This window comes from Mangrovibrevibacter kandeliae, assembly GCF_024519155.1.
GTDB classification, from domain to species: domain Bacteria; phylum Pseudomonadota; class Alphaproteobacteria; order Rhizobiales; family Rhizobiaceae; genus Mangrovibrevibacter; species Mangrovibrevibacter kandeliae.
Window position 1 is genome coordinate 287,126 of sequence record NZ_JANIFJ010000004.1, and the last position, 18,857, is coordinate 305,982.

General features: G+C 68.7%; 18 protein-coding genes, 2 tRNA genes, 1 pseudogene and 1 other annotated feature. Of the genes and pseudogenes, 18 read left to right on the top strand and 3 right to left on the bottom strand.

The genetic code is table 11. The features are described 5' to 3' along the window. Window positions 1-104 precede the first annotated feature (104 nt). Window positions 105-157, top strand: a sequence feature (sul1 is cis-regulatory element that is thought to sense ions involved in sulfur or methionine metabolism; They are found in Alphaproteobacteria). 45 nt (window positions 158-202) lie between these two features. The 11 genes and pseudogenes from NPA30_RS13130 (at window position 203) to NPA30_RS13180 (ending at window position 10,997) form a co-directional block, all read left to right on the top strand. Next, entirely contained in the window at window positions 203-1,687 is a 1,485-nt protein-coding gene (locus NPA30_RS13130; protein ID WP_256803153.1) for a SulP family inorganic anion transporter, read from the top strand. A 20-nt stretch (window positions 1,688-1,707) separates the two neighbouring features. Further along, a complete protein-coding gene (locus NPA30_RS13135; protein ID WP_256803154.1) occupies window positions 1,708-2,562 on the top strand; it encodes a universal stress protein in 855 nt (284 codons plus the stop codon). 149 nt (window positions 2,563-2,711) lie between these two features. Continuing rightward, complete coding sequence (pqqA, locus tag NPA30_RS19630; protein WP_372338802.1) at window positions 2,712-2,789, top strand: pyrroloquinoline quinone precursor peptide PqqA; 78 nt, start codon at window positions 2,712-2,714, stop codon at window positions 2,787-2,789. Window positions 2,790-2,831: 42 nt separating this feature from the next. Then, window positions 2,832-3,743 carry a pyrroloquinoline quinone biosynthesis protein PqqB gene (gene pqqB / locus NPA30_RS13140; RefSeq protein ID WP_256803256.1) on the top strand — a complete coding sequence of 304 codons (912 nt, stop codon included), beginning with the start codon at window positions 2,832-2,834 and terminating at the stop codon, window positions 3,741-3,743. Then, window positions 3,740-4,770: pseudogene (gene pqqC / locus NPA30_RS13145) on the top strand (pyrroloquinoline-quinone synthase PqqC). The gene pqqB and the pseudogene pqqC overlap by 4 nt, the downstream one beginning before the upstream one ends. Window positions 4,771-4,775: 5 nt before the next feature. Next, the gene (pqqE, locus tag NPA30_RS13155; protein WP_372338803.1) at window positions 4,776-5,918 is read left to right on the top strand and encodes a pyrroloquinoline quinone biosynthesis protein PqqE; all 1,143 of its coding nucleotides are present in this window, start codon (window positions 4,776-4,778) and stop codon (window positions 5,916-5,918) included. A gap of 333 nt (window positions 5,919-6,251) precedes the next feature. Next, window positions 6,252-7,403, top strand: coding sequence for a TRAP transporter substrate-binding protein (locus tag NPA30_RS13160; RefSeq protein ID WP_256803158.1), 1,152 nt, complete (start codon window positions 6,252-6,254; stop codon window positions 7,401-7,403). Between the two features lie 91 nt (window positions 7,404-7,494). Beyond that, the gene (locus tag NPA30_RS13165) at window positions 7,495-8,079 is read left to right on the top strand and encodes a TRAP transporter small permease subunit (RefSeq protein WP_256803159.1); all 585 of its coding nucleotides are present in this window, start codon (window positions 7,495-7,497) and stop codon (window positions 8,077-8,079) included. Continuing rightward, entirely contained in the window at window positions 8,076-9,494 is a 1,419-nt protein-coding gene (locus tag NPA30_RS13170) for a TRAP transporter large permease (RefSeq protein WP_256803160.1), read from the top strand. The genes NPA30_RS13165 and NPA30_RS13170 overlap by 4 nt, the downstream gene beginning before the upstream one ends. Further along, window positions 9,484-10,833: an amidase family protein gene (locus NPA30_RS13175; protein ID WP_256803161.1), complete on the top strand. Its 1,350-nt coding sequence runs from the start codon at window positions 9,484-9,486 to the stop codon at window positions 10,831-10,833. The genes NPA30_RS13170 and NPA30_RS13175 overlap by 11 nt, the downstream gene beginning before the upstream one ends. Continuing rightward, entirely contained in the window at window positions 10,830-10,997 is a 168-nt protein-coding gene (locus NPA30_RS13180) for a hypothetical protein (protein ID WP_256803162.1), read from the top strand. The genes NPA30_RS13175 and NPA30_RS13180 overlap by 4 nt, the downstream gene beginning before the upstream one ends. Before the next feature lie 47 nt (window positions 10,998-11,044). Here NPA30_RS13180 and NPA30_RS13185 read toward each other — a convergent pair. Beyond that, window positions 11,045-11,120: transfer RNA gene (locus NPA30_RS13185), tRNA-Phe, on the bottom strand. 294 nt (window positions 11,121-11,414) lie between these two features. On the opposite strand from NPA30_RS13185, the gene NPA30_RS13190 reads away from it, so the two are divergent. Then, a tRNA-Thr gene (locus NPA30_RS13190) sits at window positions 11,415-11,489 on the top strand. Between the two features lie 65 nt (window positions 11,490-11,554). Here NPA30_RS13190 and NPA30_RS13195 read toward each other — a convergent pair. Continuing rightward, on the bottom strand, window positions 11,555-12,619 hold the full coding sequence (locus NPA30_RS13195) for a hypothetical protein (RefSeq protein WP_256803163.1): 1,065 nt from the start codon (window positions 12,617-12,619) through the stop codon (window positions 11,555-11,557). Window positions 12,620-12,863: 244 nt separating this feature from the next. On the opposite strand from NPA30_RS13195, the gene NPA30_RS13200 reads away from it, so the two are divergent. The 6 genes from NPA30_RS13200 (at window position 12,864) to NPA30_RS13225 (ending at window position 17,997) form a co-directional block, all read left to right on the top strand. Then, window positions 12,864-15,170 (top strand): FdhF/YdeP family oxidoreductase, encoded by a 2,307-nt coding sequence (locus NPA30_RS13200; protein ID WP_256803164.1) that lies wholly within the window; start codon window positions 12,864-12,866, stop codon window positions 15,168-15,170. Window positions 15,171-15,183: 13 nt separating this feature from the next. Further along, window positions 15,184-15,420, top strand: a complete 237-nt coding sequence (locus NPA30_RS13205; protein ID WP_256803165.1) for a hypothetical protein — start codon at window positions 15,184-15,186, stop codon at window positions 15,418-15,420. Between the two features lie 127 nt (window positions 15,421-15,547). After that, a complete protein-coding gene (locus NPA30_RS13210) occupies window positions 15,548-16,345 on the top strand; it encodes an SH3 domain-containing protein (protein ID WP_256803166.1) in 798 nt (265 codons plus the stop codon). 134 nt (window positions 16,346-16,479) lie between these two features. After that, window positions 16,480-16,602 carry a hypothetical protein gene (locus tag NPA30_RS13215; RefSeq protein WP_256803167.1) on the top strand — a complete coding sequence of 41 codons (123 nt, stop codon included), beginning with the start codon at window positions 16,480-16,482 and terminating at the stop codon, window positions 16,600-16,602. Between the two features lie 111 nt (window positions 16,603-16,713). After that, window positions 16,714-17,568 carry a formyltetrahydrofolate deformylase gene (purU, locus tag NPA30_RS13220; protein WP_256803168.1) on the top strand — a complete coding sequence of 285 codons (855 nt, stop codon included), beginning with the start codon at window positions 16,714-16,716 and terminating at the stop codon, window positions 17,566-17,568. A 69-nt stretch (window positions 17,569-17,637) separates the two neighbouring features. Further along, the gene (locus NPA30_RS13225) at window positions 17,638-17,997 is read left to right on the top strand and encodes a hypothetical protein (protein ID WP_256803169.1); all 360 of its coding nucleotides are present in this window, start codon (window positions 17,638-17,640) and stop codon (window positions 17,995-17,997) included. A gap of 25 nt (window positions 17,998-18,022) precedes the next feature. Here the strand turns inward: NPA30_RS13225 and NPA30_RS13230 are convergent, their stop codons facing one another. Next, window positions 18,023-18,853 (bottom strand): quinoprotein dehydrogenase-associated SoxYZ-like carrier, encoded by an 831-nt coding sequence (locus NPA30_RS13230; RefSeq protein ID WP_256803170.1) that lies wholly within the window; start codon window positions 18,851-18,853, stop codon window positions 18,023-18,025. Window positions 18,854-18,857 lie beyond the last annotated feature (4 nt).

Genomic DNA, 18,857 nt, shown 5'->3' on the forward strand with positions numbered 1-18,857 from the left:
ATGCCGCCGTCACATGACGGTTTTGTGCAAGGGGAGGGCTGCGGGCGGGCGGCGGCGATCAGCGGTTGATCTAGCAGGTGCAACATGGCATCCGAGCTGTCACGCATGGACCCGCGAGCGCGGGTGGCTACGCCGGGCGCCCATCCCCCGGCCAACCTTGCGGCCGGCGCTGCGATCCGCCGCCGGTCCTACGGTAGACAAGATGACCTCAGTTCAAACGCTCCGCCGGGAGTGGTTCGGCAATGTCCGCCGCGACCTCCTCGCCGGCCTCGTCGTGGCGCTCGCCCTCATTCCGGAGGCGATCGCCTTCTCCATCATTGCCGGCGTCGATCCGAAGGTCGGGCTCTACGCCTCCTTCTCGATCGCCGTCCTGACCGCGATCTTCGGCGGTCGGCCCGGCATGATCTCAGCCGCCACGGCCGCCACGGCCGTCCTGATGGTGACGCTGGTGCGCGACCACGGCCTGCAATACCTCTTCGCCGCCACGATCCTCGCCGGCCTTCTCCAGATGCTGCTCGGCGTCCTGAAGCTCGGCAATGCCATGCGGTTCGTCTCGCGCTCGGTGATGACGGGCTTCGTCAACGCGCTGGCGATCCTGATCTTCCTCGCCCAGCTGCCCGAACTCGTCGGCGTGCCGCCGCTCACCTACGTGCTCGTCGCCGCCGCGCTCGCCATCATCTACCTGCTCCCGCGGCTGACGACCGCCGTTCCCTCGCCGCTGGTGGCGATCGTGCTGATCACGGCGGTGTCGCTGGCGCTCGGCCTCGACGTCCGGGTGGTCGGCGACATGGGCGAACTGCCGGACGCCTTCCCCGTGTTCCTGCTGCCGCAGATCCCGCTCAACCTCGAGACGCTGCTGATCGTGCTGCCCTATTCGGCGGGCATCGCGATCGTGGGCCTGCTCGAGTCGCTGATGACGGCGCAGCTGATCGACGATCTCACCGACACCGAGTCGGACAAGAACCGCGAATGCGTCGGCCAGGGGATCGGCAACTTCGTCACCGGCTTCTTCGGCGGCATGGCCGGCTGCGCCATGATCGGCCAGTCGATGATCAACGTGAAGTCGGGCGGGCGCGGCCGGCTCTCCTGCTTCGTGGCGGGCGTGTTTCTCCTGTTCCTCGTCGTCGTCCTCGGCGACTTCGTGCGGGTGATCCCGATGGCGGCGCTCGTCGCGGTGATGATCATGGTGTCGATCGGCACCTTCTCCTGGAGCTCGATCGTCAACCTCAGGAGCCATCCGCGCCGTTCGTCCACCGTCATGCTGGCGACGGTCGTGGTGGTGGTCTGGACGCACAACCTCGCGATCGGCGTCGTCGTCGGCGTGATGCTGTCGGGCGTCTTTTTCGCTTGGAAGGTGGCCCAGCTCTTCCGCGTCAGCTCGACCCTGTCGGCGGACGGCCACACGCGGACATACCGGGTTGAGGGGCAGGTCTTCTTCGCCTCCGCCGACCGCTTCGCCAAGGCCTTCGACTACCGCGAATCGCTGGAAAAGGTCGTGATCGACGTCGGCCCTGCGCACATCTGGGATCTGTCCGGCGTTGCGGCGCTCGACAAGGCCGTGTTGAAGTTCCGGCGGGAGGGCGCCGAGGTTGAGATCCTCGGCCTCAACGAGGCGAGCGCGACGCTGGTCGACAAGCTCGCCATCCACGACAAGCCCGGCGCGACCGACCTGGTCGCCGGGCACTGAGGACGCGGCGGGAGGAAGCGATGAACACCATTCTGGCCTGCATCGACGGGTCGATCTACGGCACCAGCGTCTGCGGCCATGCCGCCTGGGCGGCGCAGCGCCTCGGCGCACCGGTGGACGTCCTGCACGCGCTGGGGCGGCGCGAGGTGCCCTCGACGCTCTACGACTTCTCGGGGGCCCTCGAGTTCGGGGCGCGCGAGACGCTGCTGACCGAACTCGCCGAACTCGACGCGCAGAAGGCCAAGCTCGCGGGCGAGCGGGGCCGGGTGATGGTCGAGCAGGCGGTGAAGCGGCTGCGCGCGTCCGGGGTCGGCGAAGTGCACGAGCGGCTGCGGCATGGCGACCTCAGCGATGCCATCGCCGAGCTCGATCCGCAGACGCGGCTGGTGGTGATCGGCAAGCGCGGCGAGGCCGCCGACTTCGCCAAGGGCCATCTCGGCTCCAACCTGGAGCGGGTGATCCGCACGAGCCGCAAGCCGCTGCTCGTCGCCTCCCGTGCCTTCCGGCCGGTGGAGCGCTTCATGGTCGCCTTCGACGGCGGCCGCAGCTCGCACGCGATCATCGAGCGCCTGGCCGACAGCCCGCTGCTCGCCGGCCTGCCCTGCCACCTGTTCATGGTCGGCGAGGCCGCCGGCGATCCCGGCGAGCGGCTGCGCCAGGCGCAGCAGCGCCTCGTCGGCGCCGGCTACCAGGTGAGCGTCGGGGTCGGGGAGGGCGAGCCGGAAGCCGCGATCGCCGAACGGGTCGAGCGCGACGGCATCGGCCTTCTCGTCATGGGCGCCTACGGCCATTCGCGCATCCGCCACCTCATCGTCGGCAGCACCACCACGGCGCTGATCCGCGCGACGACCGTGCCGGTGCTGGTGGTGCGGTGAGGGCCTGAAAGCGCCGATGCCCGAGACGGCGGCATCGTCTGCCTTTGGATTGTGCGACGGCTTGACCGGGAACCTTGAGCCGCGCATGCTGTTGCGACTGGGCACCGTGGAAAACCGTCGGCTTTGCCGATAGCCAAGTGGAGGACCCCATGGCCTGGAAGAAACCTGCAGTGACCGAAGTCTGCGTCGCGATGGAAATCAACGGCTACATGCCGATTGAATTCTGATTGAGCGTCGCATCCGATGATGGCAGGCGGGGAATTCCCCGCCTGCGCGTCGTCGTCCTGGGGTCGGCGGCGGGCGGCGGATACCCGCAGTGGAACTGCCGCTGTCGGGTCTGTGCGCTGGCATGGTCGGGCGACACCCGCGTGGCGGTGCGCACGCAGTCGTCCATCGCCGCGACCGCGGACGGCGAGCACTGGCTTCTGATCAACGCATCCCCGGATCTGCGACAGCAGATCATCGATACGCCCGCGGTGGCTCCGGCTGCGATGGCCGATGTATCGTCCCGTCATTCGCCGCTGCGCGCGGTGCTCCTGACGAACGGCGACGTCGATCACGTGGCGGGACTTCTGACGCTGCGGGAGCGCCAGCCTTTGACGCTCCATGCCACGGGCGAAGTTCTGCAGGTGCTGGCGGACAACCCGATCTTCGGCGTCCTCGATCCCACGCTCGTGGCGCGCCGCGCGGCTCGGCTCGACGAGACCTTCGAGCCCGTGCCTGGACTGTCGGTGACCCTGTTTGCGGTGCCCGGCAAGGTGCCGCTGTATCTGGAAGGTGAGTCTGTGGACGTCGGCTCCGAAGGCGAGATGACGGTCGGCGTCCGGCTCGAGGCCAGGGGGCGGACCGCGCACTACATCCCCGGCTGCGCTGCGGTGACCGAACGTCTGCGCGAGCGGATTGCCGGGACCGACCTTTTGCTGTTCGACGGGACGGTGTTCGAGGACGACGAGATGCGGCAGGCGGGCGTCGGCGAGAAGACCGGTCGACGGATGGGACACCTTCCGATCGCGGGCTCCGACGGCAGCCTCCTCGCGCTGGCCGATGCCGATGTCGGTCGACGGATCTACATCCACATCAACAACACCAACCCCATCCTGATCGAGGACTCGCCCGAGCGCCGGATCGTGGAGGAGGCCGGCTGGGAGGTGGCGCGGGACGGTATGGAGTTGCGGCCATGACGGAGCTGAACGAGCGCGCGCTGATGTCGCCGGACGACTTCGTGGCGGCGGTGCGGGCCATCGGTGCCGAGCGCTACCACCACCTGCACCCGTTTCATCGCCTGTTGCATGCCGGGCGGCTTGAAAAGCCGCAGGTGCAAGCCTGGGCCCTCAATCGCTACTATTACCAGTCGCAGATCCCCATCAAGGACGCACATATCCTGGCGCGGTTGCCGACTGGCGCGCTGCGGCGCGAATGGCGCCGCCGGATCATCGACCACGACGGTGAAGGCGAGACGCGCGGCGGCATCGACAAGTGGATCGCGCTCGCCGAAGGCGTCGGGCTCGACCGCGACCTCGTCGTCTCCGGAGAGGGTATCCTGCCCGGCACACGCTTCGCGGTGGACGCCTACGTGCATTTCGTGCGCGAGCGTTCGCTGCTCGAGGCGATCGCCTCGTCGCTGACCGAGCTCTTCTCGCCCGACATCATCGGCGAGCGGGTGCGCGGCATGCTGGAGCACTATCCCTTCGTCACCCGCGAGACGCTCGCCTATTTCGACAAGCGGCCGGGACAGGCCAAGGCGGATTCCGACTTCGCGCTCGCCTATTGCGTCGAGCACGCGCGGCGACGCGAGGACCAGGAGGCCGTGCTCGACGCGCTCCGTTTCAAGTGTGCCGTCCTGTGGAGCCAGCTCGACGCGCTGCACTACGCCTATGTCGAGCCGGGCCACGTGCCGCCGGGCGCCTGGCGGCCGGGGGAGGCGGTCCGATGAGCGCGCTCGCCGACGACTGCGTGCCGACCCTGCCGCGCGGCGTGCGCCTGCGCGAGGATCACGCGCGCGGCGGCACAATCCTCGTCGCACCCGAGCGGATCTTCACCTGCGACGAGATCGCGACCGAGATCCTGAAGCGCTGCGACGGTGCCGCGACGCTCGCGGCGATCGTTGCCGATCTTTCCGCGACCTTCACGGTCGGCAGCGACCAGATCCGACCGGACGTCGAGGAGCTTCTGATAAACCTGCGCGACAAGCAGATGGTGACGCTATGAACGAGATCGTCACGCCGACGCCGTCGGCCGGCCCTGCCGCCGCGACGCCGATCGCCACGCCGCCGCCGCTCGGCCTCCTCGCCGAGCTGACGCACCGCTGCCCGCTGCGCTGCCTCTACTGCTCCAACCCGCTCGAACTCGACGCCCGCTCGGCAGAACTCGACACCGACACCTGGAAGCGGGTGTTCTCCGAGGCGGCCGCGCTCGGCGTCATCCACGTGCACCTCTCCGGCGGCGAGCCGACGGCGCGCAAGGACATCGTCGAGCTGACCCGCCACTGTGCCGAGGTCGGGCTTTACACCAACCTCATCACGTCAGGCATCGGCGTCTCCGATGCGACGCTGGACGCGCTTTACAAGGCTGGTCTCGACCATGTGCAGCTGTCGCTGCAGGGCGCGGACGAGGGCACGACGGAGGCGGTCGGCGGATATCGCGGCGGCTTCGAGCGCAAGGCGGCCTTCGCGCGCAAGGTGGTGGAGCGCGGCTTTCCGCTGACGCTGAACGCGGTGATCCATCGCTTCAACATCCATCAGGTTCCGGCGCTGATCGAGGCGGCCGTCGCCTGGGGCGCCAAGCGGCTGGAGATCGCCCACACCCAGTATTACGGCTGGGCGCTGAAGAACCGTGGGCAGCTGATGCCGGCCCGCGCCGACGTCGACCGGACGATCGTCGAGGTCGAGGCGGCGCGCGAGCGCCATCGCGGCGTTCTGACGATCGATGCGGTGTTTCCGGATTACTACGCGCGCTTCCCGAAGCTGTGCAACGGCGGCTGGGGCGCACGCGTGATGAGCGTGACGCCGGCGGGGCTCGTGCTGCCATGCCATGCGGCTCAGACGATCCCGCATCTGCGCTTCGCCTCGGTGCGTGACACCGCGCTCGCCGACATCTGGGCCAGCGACCCGGCTTTCGAGGCCTATCGCGGGACGGCCTGGATGAAGGAGCCCTGCCGCAGCTGCGAACGCAAGCATGTCGACTACGGCGGCTGCCGCTGTCAGGCACTGGCGCTGACGGGCGATGCGGCCAATGCCGACCCGGCCTGCGTGAAGTCCGAGTTCCACACGATGCTCTCCGACCTCGCGGTGATCGAGGCAGAAGCAACGCCCGATCGGGCGGAGGCCTCCTATCGCATGTTTCGTAAGGATAGCTGACGTCTTGGCCGCCCCTGCAGTGCGATCTGCAGACGGAAGACCTTCGCGCTGCAGCAACGGCTGTATCGGTCTTATCCTAACGTCATAGCCGCGGCACCTTGCCGCATCTTCCGCATTCACCTACGCTGATCTGACCGGAGGCGGGTTGGGAGGCCCGCTGACGGTGCGTGACGCCTGCGTCCTGGGAGGGGCGCAGGCGCGGGCGGACCGCGTGACGCGCCGCCCCCGGACCCGAGTGCTGAAGGCGCCGGCCGCTCGACGCTTCGAGCCCTGGAAGGGCCGTTCAGGTGAAGCAACGGGCGCGGTGGCGTGTCCGGATGGGAGGAAACAAGAATGGCTGACACGCAGACCGAATCCGTTCACCGCAAGCCGGTCGACCGCCGTGCCTTCCTGCGCACCGGCCTCGTCGGCGGCGGTGCCGTCGCCGCCTCCACGCTTGGCGCGCCGGCCGTGCTGGCCCAGGCGCCGCTGGTCGTGAAGATGCAGACCTCCTGGCCCGCCTCCGACGTCTGGCAGGAGATGGCCGGCCAGTACGTCAAGCGGGTGGAGACGATGTCCGGCGGGCGGATCAAGATCGATCTTCTGCCGGCCGGCGCGGTCGTCGGCGCCTTCCAGGTGCTCGACGCGGTCAACGACGGCGTCCTCGATGCGGCCCACTCGGTGTGCGCCTACTGGTACGGCAAGAACAAGGCCGCCTCGCTGTTCGGCACCGGCCCGGTCTTCGGCGGCAATCCGACCACGATGCTCTCCTGGTTCTACCAAGGCGGCGGGCGCGAGCTCTACCGCGAGCTGACCCAGGACAACATGGGCCTCAACATCGTCGGCCTGCTCGGCTTCCCGATGCCCGCCCAGCCCTTCGGGTGGTTCACCAAGCCGGTGGCCGGCGCCGGCGACATCAAGGGCCTGAAGTACCGCACCGTCGGCCTGGCGGCGGACCTGATGCAGTCCATGGGCATGAGCGTCGCCCAGCTGCCTGGCGGCGAGATCGTGCCGGCGATGGAGCGCGGGGTGATCGACGCCTTCGAGTTCAACAACCCGTCCTCCGATCGGCGCTTCGGCGCGCAGGACGTCGCCAAGAACTATTATCTCGGTTCCTACCACCAGGCGTCGGAGGCCTTCGAGTTCCTGTTCAACAAGGACTTCCTGGACGATCTCGACGACGACCTGCGGGCGATCATGGAGTACGGGGTCGAGGCGGCCTCGACCTACAACACCGCCTTCGCACTCGACAACTATTCGGCCGATCTCGCGGCGCTGCGCGACGAGGACGGGGTAAAGATCCAGCAGACGCCGAAGGACATCCTGTCGGCGCAGCTCGAGGCCTGGAGCGCGATGATCCCGCAGCTGGAAAGCGATCCCTTCATCAAGAAGGTGCTCGACAGCCAGCGCGCCTGGGTGGAGCGCGTCACCTACTACGAGCTCCTGAACGCGCCGGACTACCGGCTGGCCTACGAGCACTTCTTCCCGGGGAAGCTTCCGACCTGAGCGGTCTCATCCGGTCCCCTTCCGGCGGCGCCGACGGGCGCTGCCGGACCCGCCTTCGGGGCTTTGCACCCTGCGTTACGACGGGACGTCCATGCTCTCCTTCATCCGCTTCGCCGACGCGCTGTCGGCGGCCTTCGGCAAGGCGTTCGCCTGGCTGATCATCCTGATGACCTTCGGCACCAGCTACGAGGTCTTCGTCCGCTACGTCCTGAACAGCCCGACGCCCTGGGCCTTCGACGTGTCCTTCATCATGTACGGCACGCTGTTCATGATGGGCGGCGCCTACACGCTGTCGCGCGGCGGCCACGTGCGCGGCGACTTCCTCTACCGGATGTGGCCGCCCCGCACGCAGGCGGCGGTCGACCTCGTCCTCTACCTGATCTTCTTCTTTCCCGGCGTGACGGCACTGATCGCCGCCGGCTGGAAGTATGCCAGCCGCTCCTGGCGCTACGGCGAGGTGAGCGCCAACAGCCCGGCCGGCATCCCGATCTTCCAGTTCAAGACGGTGATCGTGGCGGCCGGCATCCTCCTCTTCATCCAGGGAATCGCCGAAGTCCTGCGCGCCGTCCACTGCCTGCGCACCGGCGTCTGGCTGCGCGGCGACGGCGACGTCGAGGAGACCGAAGACGCAATGATGCGCCAGGCGAGCGCGGCGGAAGGCGACGCACACCCATGACCGACCCGCAGATCGCCCTCGCCATGCTGGGGCTCTTCATCCTCCTCGTCTTCCTCGGCTTTCCCATCGCCTTCACCCTGATGGCGATGGGCATCGGCTTCGGCTACTACGCCTATTTCGACGCGCCGCGGATGTGGCGCGGCTTCAACCGGCTCGACGAGACCGCCTCGACCTTCGATTCGATCTCGCTCTGGATCGACGGCTTCCTCAACAACCGCGTCTTCGACCTCTTCATCAACCAGACCTACACGGTGATGTCGAACGAGGTGCTGACCGCGGTGCCGCTGTTCCTGTTCATGGGCTACGTGGTCGAGCGGGCCAACATCGTCGACCGGCTGTTCTCGACGCTGAACGTCGCTGCGCGCCGGATCCCCGGCTCGATGGGCGTCGCGGCGCTGATCACCTGCGCGCTGTTCGCGACGGCCACAGGCATCGTCGGTGCGGTGGTGACGCTGATGGGGCTGCTGGCGCTGCCGGCGATGCTGAAGGCGCGCTACGACCATTCCTTCGCGGCCGGCATCATCTGCGCCGGCGGCACGCTCGGCATCCTGATCCCGCCCTCGATCATGCTGATCGTCTATGCGGCGGCCTCGGGCGTCTCGATCGTGCGGCTCTATGCCGGCGCCATGCTGCCCGGCCTGATCCTCGTCGGCCTCTATCTCGTCTATGTCGTCGGCCGCTCGATCCTGCAGCCTTCGGCCGCGCCGCGCCCGACGGTCGAGGAGGTGCCGCCGGTCCCGATCGGCCGGATGATCGGCATGATCGTCACCTCGTTCCTCCCGCTTGCCCTGCTGATCCTCGCCGTGCTCGGCTCGATCCTCTTCGGCCTGTCGACGCCGACCGAGGCGGCGGCGATCGGCGCGCTCGGCGGCATCGTGCTGGCGCTCGCCTACCGGGCGCTGTCGTTCCAGCGCCTGCGCGAGTCGGTCTACCTGACCATCCGCACCACGGCGATGGTGTGCTGGCTCTTCGTCGGCTCCTACACCTTCTCCTCGGTCTTCTCCTATCTCGGCGGCGAGCGAGTGATCGCCGAGTTCGTCGGCGGCCTCGACCTGACGCCGCTGCAGTTCCTGCTGCTCGCCCAGCTGATCATCTTCCTGCTCGGCTGGCCGCTCGAGTGGTCGGAGATCATCATCATCTTCGTGCCGATCTTCCTGCCGCTCCTGAAGATCTTCGACATCGATCCGCTGTTTTTCGGGGTCCTCGTCGCGCTGAACCTGCAGACCTCGTTCCTGACCCCGCCGATGGCGATGTCGGCCTACTATCTGAAGGGCATCGCGCCGCCGGAGGTGCGGCTGACCCAGATCTTCGCCGGCGTCCTGCCCTTCCTGGCGATGGTCTTCATCGCCATGACCATCGTCTATCTCGCGCCGCAGGCGGTCTATGCGCTGCCGGAGATGTTCTATGACCGCTGATCCCCGGCTTCTCGATGCGCCCGTCGGGCTTCTCCTGGATCGGCTTTCGACGGGGGCGTTGCGCGCGGGCGAGCTCGCCGAGGTCCTGATCGCCCGGCTGTCCGCGGAGGGCGCGGCCGGGCTTGCCTGGCACGATCCGGAGCATCTGCGGCGGCAGGCGCAGCATCTCGACGCGCAGCGGCTGCGCGGGCGGCCGATCGGCGCGCTGCACGGACTGCCGGTGGCGGTCGAGGACGGGATCGACACGGCGCGCATGCCGACGGGGCAGGGCCTCGCCGCGCTCAGGGACCGCGTTCCGGAAGAGGACGCCGCCCTCGTCGCAGGGCTGCGTCGGGCGGGCGCGGTGATCGTCGGCAAGGCGAAGCCGCGGTTGCCCGGGCTGTCGACCGAGCCGGTGTCGAGCGGGCCAGCGCTTTCCGGTGACTTAGGTGTCGCCGGCGAGAGTCTGACGGTGCCGACGGCCGAGGGGGTGCCGGCCGGGCAGCGTCCAGCGAGCCGCCAGCCGCCGGGTCTCGTGGCGGCGCTCGCCGCGCGTCAGGCCGTCTTCGGCGTCGGGGCCGACGCGGACGGCAGCCTTACCGTCGCCGCGGGCCAGCACGATCTCGTTGCGTTGCGCCCGACGCCGGGCCTGATCGATCGTGCCGGCATCCTGCCGGTCGCGCCCGGCCTCGACGCGGCATGCGTCGTCGCAGCCGACCTCGACGCGGCGGCGCGCCTCGCCGACGGGCTTTGCGGCACGTCGTCGGACCTGCTGCCTGCGCCACCGCCTCGGCTCGCCGAAGCGGCGGCGGGCCGGCCACCGGTGGCGCCGACGCTTGGCTTCCTCTCGCTGCCGGGGATCGCCGGCGACGCGGCGGGCGCCGAGGCCCACGACGCGCTGTGCGACATTCTCGGCAGCGGCGCCTTCGCCGCGCGCCTCCCCGCGCCATTCGCGCAAGCCGGGGAACAGATGCGGCGGGTGCTGGCGGCTGAGGCGGCGCACGCCCTGGCGCCCATCCGCCGGCGCTTCGAGACGTCGCTGCCGGCCCGCACGCTGGCGCTGATCGAGGCGGGGGCGGCGATTCGCGCCGGCGACTATCTCGCCGCGCTCGACTGGCGACGCGTGCTGCGCGCGGGGCTCGAGAACGCACTCGAACGCTGCGACGTCCTCGTTCTTCCGGACGGACCCGCACTCGCGGTCTTCCTCGGCCTGCCGCTCGTGACGCTGCCGCTGCTGCAGGACGCGAGTGGGCGGCCGGTCGCGGTGCACCTCGCGGCGCGGGCGGGCGAGGATGCGCGGCTGGTGCGCACGGCAGCCTGGCTGCAGACCGTGCTCAAGCGCCTGGAGGTGGCAGCATGACGCTCGAACGGTTCCTCACCCTTCTCGCCTTCGCGGTGTTCTGCGGCTTCCTCGCGATCCTGATGCTCTGGGTGCCTCGGCTCGATCTCGGTGCGGTGGTCGTCGTCGCCGTGCTTCTGTGCGGCTACGACCTGTTCCGCCACCGGCCGCCGAACGGCCGGTAAAACTCGAGCTGCTCAGAGGGCTTAACGAGAACTCAGGAGCGGTGGGATGGTGCCCAGGGGCGGAATCGAACCACCGACACTGCGATTTTCAGTCGCATGCTCTACCAACTGAGCTACCTGGGCATCACGCTGCGGAGGCGCCGCCTGGTGGGGCGTCTCGCTCGCGAGTCCGGGCCTTATAGAGAAGCCTTTCGGGGCTGTCCAGCCTTCGTTCGAACTGCACGGACTCGGGTTCACGAGCTCGCTCGAAGCAGCCCTCGCACGCGGCCTCTTCACCAGGACGGTTGCCGGTGCGATGTCCTGCGGCCGGGGCGAGGCGGTCCGTGAAACTGCCTTTCGCCAGGCTGGCCAGGATGAGCGCCAACGCCTTGCGCTTACGGAAGGTCTATGGCAAAAGCCGCCGCGTCGCTTCGGCGAGCTGCGGTAGCTCAGTGGTAGAGCACTCCCTTGGTAAGGGAGAGGTCGAGAGTTCAATCCTCTCTCGCAGCACCAGCGTCGTTTCCTCAGATCTGTCGGCCGACTGAACGCGTGTTTTCGCGTGGGTCGATGCCGTTGCGTCAGCGGTCGGCCGAACGCTCGTCCGGGCTCTTTTCCTTCGGCTTCACCGTCGAGCGCACGACCATGAACTTGTTGAGGACATCGAACCAGAAGGGTCCGCCGAGCATGATGGCCAGAGCAGTGATGACCCAGCCGAACGGCATCAGGAACAGGGAGCCGGCCTTCTGGCAGTCGTCCGTCCCCGTGTCGCCGCCCTTCGACGCGGCCCGTGAGGGGCAGAACTGGGGATAGGGGACCGGACCAGGTGTCGTCGACCACCGCCAGCCCAGGGGCAGGCCGAGATCCTGGAGCGCTCCGGACAGGGCCCCGAGATCGGCGCCGACGGGAGCGTCGGCGGCGGTGCCGGCATCGCCGGGCGCAGCCGGGGCGCCTGCACCCGGCAGGTCCGCGATGCCCCGTGCCCGCACGCTTTCCGCTTGCGCGACGACAGCGGCGCGCAGCGTCTCGTCACGCAGCAGCTTGTCGGCGATCGCGAAGGCATCGACGTTGAAGACGATTGCCGCCCCGAGGCCGATGCCGAGCATCCAGCGCCCGCTGGTGCGCGTGTACCAGCCGGAGACACGGTCCATCGTGCCGTCGAACCACTCTTCCAGCGTCTTGCGAAGCCGGTCCATGTCTCCGCCGACGGCATTCAGCATGGTCAGGACGACCTCCTGCACCTCGTTGCGCGGCTCGGTCTTGCGCAGGGCAGCCTCGAGCTCGGCGAGCGAGAGCGCGCGGCCGTTGTCCAGCGTGGAGGCGGCGACGTCGAGGACGGCGAGGGCGAAGCTCTGTCGTGGGATGTAGGAGGGAAGGTTGCCGGGCTTGCCGTCCAGCGTCACGCGCCCGCCCTGCGGCGTGTGGCGGTAGGTGCCCTCGTAGAGCGCGACGATCATGGGATGGCCATAGAAGGCCTCGACCAGTTCGCGGCGATTGCCGAGGATCTGGCGCACGCCCCTTTCGAGGTTCGTGGAGCGCGTCTGGAACCAGTTCTCGATGAGTTCGCGAAGGGCGGTCGCGATCAGGCTCATGAACAGGAAGACCAGCGCGAGGCCGATACCTGTCTCGATCAGGGTGCCGAACATGACGAAGCCCGTCTCCGTGCCGACGCGATGGTTTGAACATCTTACGTTGCGTCAGAAAATGCAATCGGAAGTCGTTCTTCGTGGTGTTTGAACGTCTTGAGACACGGCGGTCGGTACGCGTCGCGCGATCTGTCGCGGCCCGCGCCGGAACTCCGCCGGAGTACGACCGTTCCCGCCCCGGTAGCACCGGCCGCCGAGGCGCGGCCACCCTCGTCGTCGCTGCCGCAACGAAGGGAGATCGACCATGCAGCGAAGCGAGCGCACATCCGAGCCGGTGGTGAAAGACTACCATCATCCGACCGGCGGCTGGGGCTCGCTCAAATCGGTCGCCCGCTATGCCTTCCGCGAGAAGCTGGCGCTGTCGACGATCTGGCAGACTCTGTGGCGGCAGAACAAGCCGGGCGGCTTCATGTGCGTGTCCTGCTCCTGGGCCAAGCCTGCCGAGCCGCATCCTGCCGAGTTCTGCGAGAACGGCGCCAAGGCGACGATCTGGGAGCAGACCAAGAAGCGCTGCGACCGCGCCTTCTTCGCCAAGCACACGCTGACCGAGCTGCTGGGTTGGGACGACCATGCGCTGGAGAAGCAGGGGCGGCTGACGACGCCGATGCGCTACGACCGCTCGCTCGACCAGTACGTGCCGGTGACCTGGGAGGCTGCGTTCAAGGAGATCGGCGCCGAGCTTCAGGCGCTCGACCCGACGTCGGTCGTCTTCTACGCCTCCGGCCGCGCCTCGCTCGAGGCCTCGCACATGTATCAGTTGTTCGCCCGCATCTATGGCTCGAACAACCTGCCCGACTCCTCGAACATGTGCCACGAATCGACCTCGGTCGGCCTGCCGCAGTCGATCGGCGTGCCGGTCGGCACAGTCACGCTCGCCGATTTCGAAGCGTGCGACATGATGTTCTTCTTCGGCCACAACACCGGGACCAACGCGCCGCGGCTGCTGCACCCGGTGCAGGAGGCGCGCAAGCGCGGCGTGCCGGTGGTGACCTTCAACCCGCTGCCCGAGCGGGGCCTGATGCGGTTCAAGAACCCGCAGTCGCCGGTCGAGATGCTCTCGCCCGACGCCGGGACGAAAATGTCGAGCGAGTATTTCCAGGTGAAGGGCGGCGGTGACCTCGCCGCGATGACCGGGATCGCCAAGGCGGTGTTCGCACTGGACGACGCGGCCAAGGCCGCGGGCCGGGAGCGGGTGCTCGACGTCGACTTCATCGCCGAGCACTGCCACGGCTTCGACGAGTTCGAGGCCTTCGTGCGCCGGCAGGAGTGGAGCGACATCGAGCGCTGCTCCGGCCTCAGCCGCGCCGAGCTCGAGGATGTCGGCCGGGTCTATGCGCGCTCGAAGAAGGTCATCGCCAATTACGGTATGGGGCTCACCCAGCACCGGCACGGCGTGAAGAACGTGCAGATGCTGGTCAACCTCCTGCTGATGCGGGGCAATATCGGCAAGTTGGGCGCCGGCATCTCGCCGATCCGTGGCCATTCCAACGTGCAGGGTCAGCGCACGGTCGGCATCTCGGAAAAGCCCAAGCTCGTGCCGCTCGACAAGCTGGCGCAGCTCTACAAGTTCGAGCCGCCGCGCGAAAAGGGGCTCGACACCGTGGAGGCCTGCGAGGGCATCATCGGCGGCTCGGTGAAGGGCTTCGTGGCGCTCGGCGGCAACTTCATCCGGGCCGTACCCGAGACGCAGAAGATGGAGGAGAGCTGGCGCCGCCTGCGCCTGTCCGTCCAGATCGCCACCAAGCTGAACCGGAACCACCTGATTCCCGGCGAGGTGACCTATCTTCTTCCCTGCCTTGGCCGGATCGAGCGCGACGACCAGGCGAGCGGGCCGCAGACCGTTTCGATCGAGGATTCGACCGCCTGCATCCACGGCTCGAAGGGCTGGCGCCCGCCGGCGTCCCCGGAACTCCTGTCCGAGCCGAAGATCGTCGCCGAACTCGCCAAGGCGACCGTCGCCGGCAAGGCCGACGTGCCCTGGGACGCCTGGGTCGCAGACTATGCGCTGGTGCGCGATGCGATCGAGCGTGCCTATCCGGACGACTTCAGGGACTTCAACAAGCGCTTCCTGACGCCGGGCGGGTTCCACCGCGACCTCGCCGCCTGCAAGCGGGTGTGGAAGACCGACACCGGCAAGGCGAACTTCCTGACGCCCGAGAGCTTCGACGTCGATCCGGACATCCACACCGACGGCATGAACGTCCTGAAGTTGATCACGCTGCGCTCCAACGACCAGTTCAACACCACGGTCTACGGCTATGACGACCGGCTGCGCGGCGTGCACGGCTCGCGCCTGGTGCTCCTGATGAACGAGGCCGACATGGATCGGTTGGGCTTCGAGGACCAGGATCTCGTCAGCGTCGAGACCCACGCCGACGACGGCGTCGAGCGGCGGATGGAGAATCTGCGGGTGCACAAGTTCTCGATCCCGAAGGGCAATGTCGGCGGCTACTATCCCGAGCTCAACCGGCTGATCCCGCTCTGGCATCACGAGAAGGAAGCGCATGTGCCGGCGGCGAAATCGGTGCCGGTCCGCGTCCTGCGCGCCTGAGGAAGGACTGGCTATGTCGGAGATCGGTCGGCCGCGGCCGGATACGGACGTCAATACCAGCATCGGCTCGATCAACGACGCGGGCGAGGAGGGCTTGCACCAGCCGGTGGAGCCGAGCCTTCCCGATGCGGCCGCGGGTGCCGACCAGCTCGTCGACGAAGTCCTCGAGAACCCCGACGGGAATGTTGAGGGCGACGAGACCGGGATCGAGCGGAGCGCGCAGTCTCACCAGCAGGCTGATCTCGCCTGAGCCGCTTCTGCCCGGAGCGTCCGGCCGTGTCGCGGCGGATCCATCGTGTCCGGCCCGTCCGGTGAGCCTTTGGCAACCATATCGCCGCTAGACTGGCGCCCGGACCGATCGACCGGGTGGAGTGGGAATGGGCAGACTGATCGCCGTGACGGGGTGGCTGGTGGCGGGCAGTCTCGCCGCCGCGAACCTGCCGACCGACGCCCTTCCGGGCAAGACTTGGGTGCCGCGTTCGCTCTCCCGCCTTCCCGATACCGTGGGCGCCATGGCGGCGAGCGGCTGGTCGCGCGTCACCGGACGGGGCGCGCCCGCACCCCGCATGGCGCGCACGGCGCCGGCCCGTGCTCCGGATGCCGTCGAGGTGCCCTCGCGTCGCCCCGATGCCATTCGAACCGCGGCCATCAGGCGCGACGTCGAGCTGGCGCGGCCGGCGCCGGCCGCGGTAACGGGTCCGGCAGACGACGTCGACCCGCCGCTGCCGCGCAGCCGGCCGCGGGCCGTCCGCATGCAGCCGGTCCGTCCGCAGCCGCAGGGCTCGTCGGCTTTGATCGTGCCGCAGCGTCTGCCGCCGGGTGCCATCCCGCAGGCGGGTGTCGCGGCATCGGCCGGGCCGGAGCTGTCGCGCCGCAGCCGCATGCCGCAGATCCAGACAACGGGTGGAGCAACGGCGGCTGTCGCTGCCGCCGGCGGCAGCCTGCACGCCAAGATCGACTTGCCGATGCGGAGCGGCCCGGCACCCGAAAAGTCCGTGGTCTCCGTTCTGGACAAGGCGGAGGCCGTCGAGGTGCTGGGCAAGAGCGGAGCCTGGACGCGCGTCCGTTCGACCCGCAGCGGGCGCACCGGGTGGGTGCTCACGGCCGACCTCGACACGGCGCCCGTCGGCGGCAGCCTGCCGCCGCCGGAGGTGATGGCCATCATGCAGCGCTGAGGGCGTTCGCCGCTGCAAGCGCACCGGCGGGACGCCAGCTCCGCATCCGCCCCGGTTGAGCTCCCGTCGATCTTCGGCCAAGGTGCGGCGCTGGCCGGGCGATTCCCCCGGCCTGCGACGATCGGGGAGGGGACATGACGGATCTGTGGCGCAAGCTCTTCGAGGATGGCGAGATGCAGGGCTTCATGCGCCTCTGCGCCTTCATCGCCGCCTATGTCCTGATCTTCGGGCTGATCTTCGCATTTATCCACGCCTGATGCCCGCGCGCCAGCACCCGCGCCCGGTTCCGCCGCGGCGCGAAATGCCGTAAGGCGCGGTGCCGCATCGAGATCGCCCGATGGCGCGGCGATCGGGACGGCGGAGGTATCGTGGCGCTCAACACCTTCATTCTCACGCTCTCCTGCGTCGATCGGCCGGGCATCGTCGCGGCGGTGACGACCGAGCTCGCCGCCAACGGCGCCAACATCGCCGAGTCCAGCCAGTTCTGGGACCGGCGGACCGACCGCTTCTTCATGCGCATCGGCTTCACCGCGCCGGAGGGGACGAGCCGGGAGCAGCTGGAGCGCGCGCTGCAGCCGGCGGTGACGCGCTTCGACATGAAGACCGCGCTGGTCGCCGAGGCGCGAGTGCCACGCATCGTCATCATGGTGTCGAAGTTCGACCATGCCCTGCAGCACCTCCTCTACCAGATCCGCGTTGCCTGGCTGCGGGCGGAGGTCGCGGCGATCGTGTCGAACCACGAGGACGCGCGGTCGACCGCCGAGGCGCAGGGCATTCCCTTCCACCACTGGCCGGTGACGCGCGACACCAAGGCCGAGCAGGAGGCGCGGCTCATCGACCTCGTGCAGAGCGCCGAGGTCGATCTCGTCATACTCGCCCGCTACATGCAGGTGCTGTCCGACACCCTGTCGAACCGCCTCTTCGGCAAGGTGATCAACATCCACCACTCGTTCCTGCCGAGCTTCAAGGGCGCCAAGCCCTATCACCAGGCGCACGAGCGCGGGGTGAAGCTGATCGGGGCGACGGCGCACTACGTCACGCCCGACCTCGACGAGGGGCCGATCATCGAGCAGGAGACCGAGCGCGTCACCCATGCGCTGAGCGCGGACGATCTCGTCGCGGTCGGCCGCGACATCGAGGCGCGGGTGCTGGGGCGCGCCGTCAAGCTGCACCTCGAGAGCCGGGTGATGCTGAACGGCAAGAAGACGGTGGTCTTCGGCTGAGCCGCCCGTCGCATCTTCTCTCGTGGCGCCGACGGCTCTAATCTTCCGGCGGGCACCGGGAGGAACGACATGAGATCAATGGTTGCGCGGGTTCTCGCCGCTGCGCTTCTCGCTGCCGGCCTGACGGCGGCGGCCCGTCCCGCATCGGCCGCCGAGGACTATCCGACGGTCGCCACCGCCGACTACGTCTTCGCCTGCATGCAGACGAACGGCAGCACCCACCAGGCGATGGAGCGCTGCTCCTGCTCGTTCGACGTGGTCGCCTCGATCCTGCCCTACACGCGCTACGAGGAGGCCTCGACCTTCCTCAGCCTCGGTCAGGTGCAGGGCGAGAACGGCTCGCTGTTCCGCTCGACCGCCGAATCGAAGGCGGCGATCGGCGATCTGCGCCGGGCGCAGGCCGAGGCCGAAATCCGCTGCTTCGAGTGAGGCGGGGCGAGACGCTGCCGGCGCCTCAGGAGGCGTCGGCCGGGAAATCGTGCGCGAAGGTCATGTTTTCGGTGTCGACCGCCTTCACGTGGAAGGGCTCCGGCGTGTCCGCCCGATAGTCGAAGCGGAAACTCGGGTCCTCCGAGATCGAGATGCCGCCCTCCATCGTGAAGAGCGTGCGCTCGCCCCGTGCCACCGTCAGCTCGGTGATGAAATGCGCGGGAATGTAGAGCAGCGTCACCTGATCCTTCTGCAGGCCCGAATTGTTGGGATGACGGATCATCAGCTGCGCCTCGTCGCGGGTGCCGCCCGAGCCCTCGGCCGCGCCGAAGCGGCGCAGCTTCATCTGGCCGATGCTCCTGGCCGCGGCCGCCGGGTCCTTGGAGGCCGGCGCGGCGCAGCCGCCGGCCGCCTTTACGTAGCGGCTGGTGACGTAGAGCGTGCCGTCGTCCGCTTCGCCGACGAGATGGATGTCGGTATAGGCGTTGACCCGCACGCGGGTCTCGATCCGGGTCACCCCGGCGCCGTCGCCGAGGGTGAAGCTCGCGGCGACCGGCGCCGGATTGTGGTCGATCACCAGCGTCAGCTTGCGGATGTGCCGGGTCGGATCGACCGACAGCGTGACCGGGACGAGGGCCGGGTCAGCAGCGCGCGCCGGCGCCTCGAGGCTGACGATGCCGGTGCCGTCCTGCATCGGCTTGCCCTCGAAGACATCGGTGACCAGCCCCTGCCAGACCTCGTCCGCACCCGGCTCGGCCGCTTTCGCGCCGCTCGGCGCACTCATGGCTGCGGCCGTGAGGCCGATGGCGAGGACGGCCGCCATGCGGCTCCGGCCTGTGAAGATCGACTGCGACATCTGA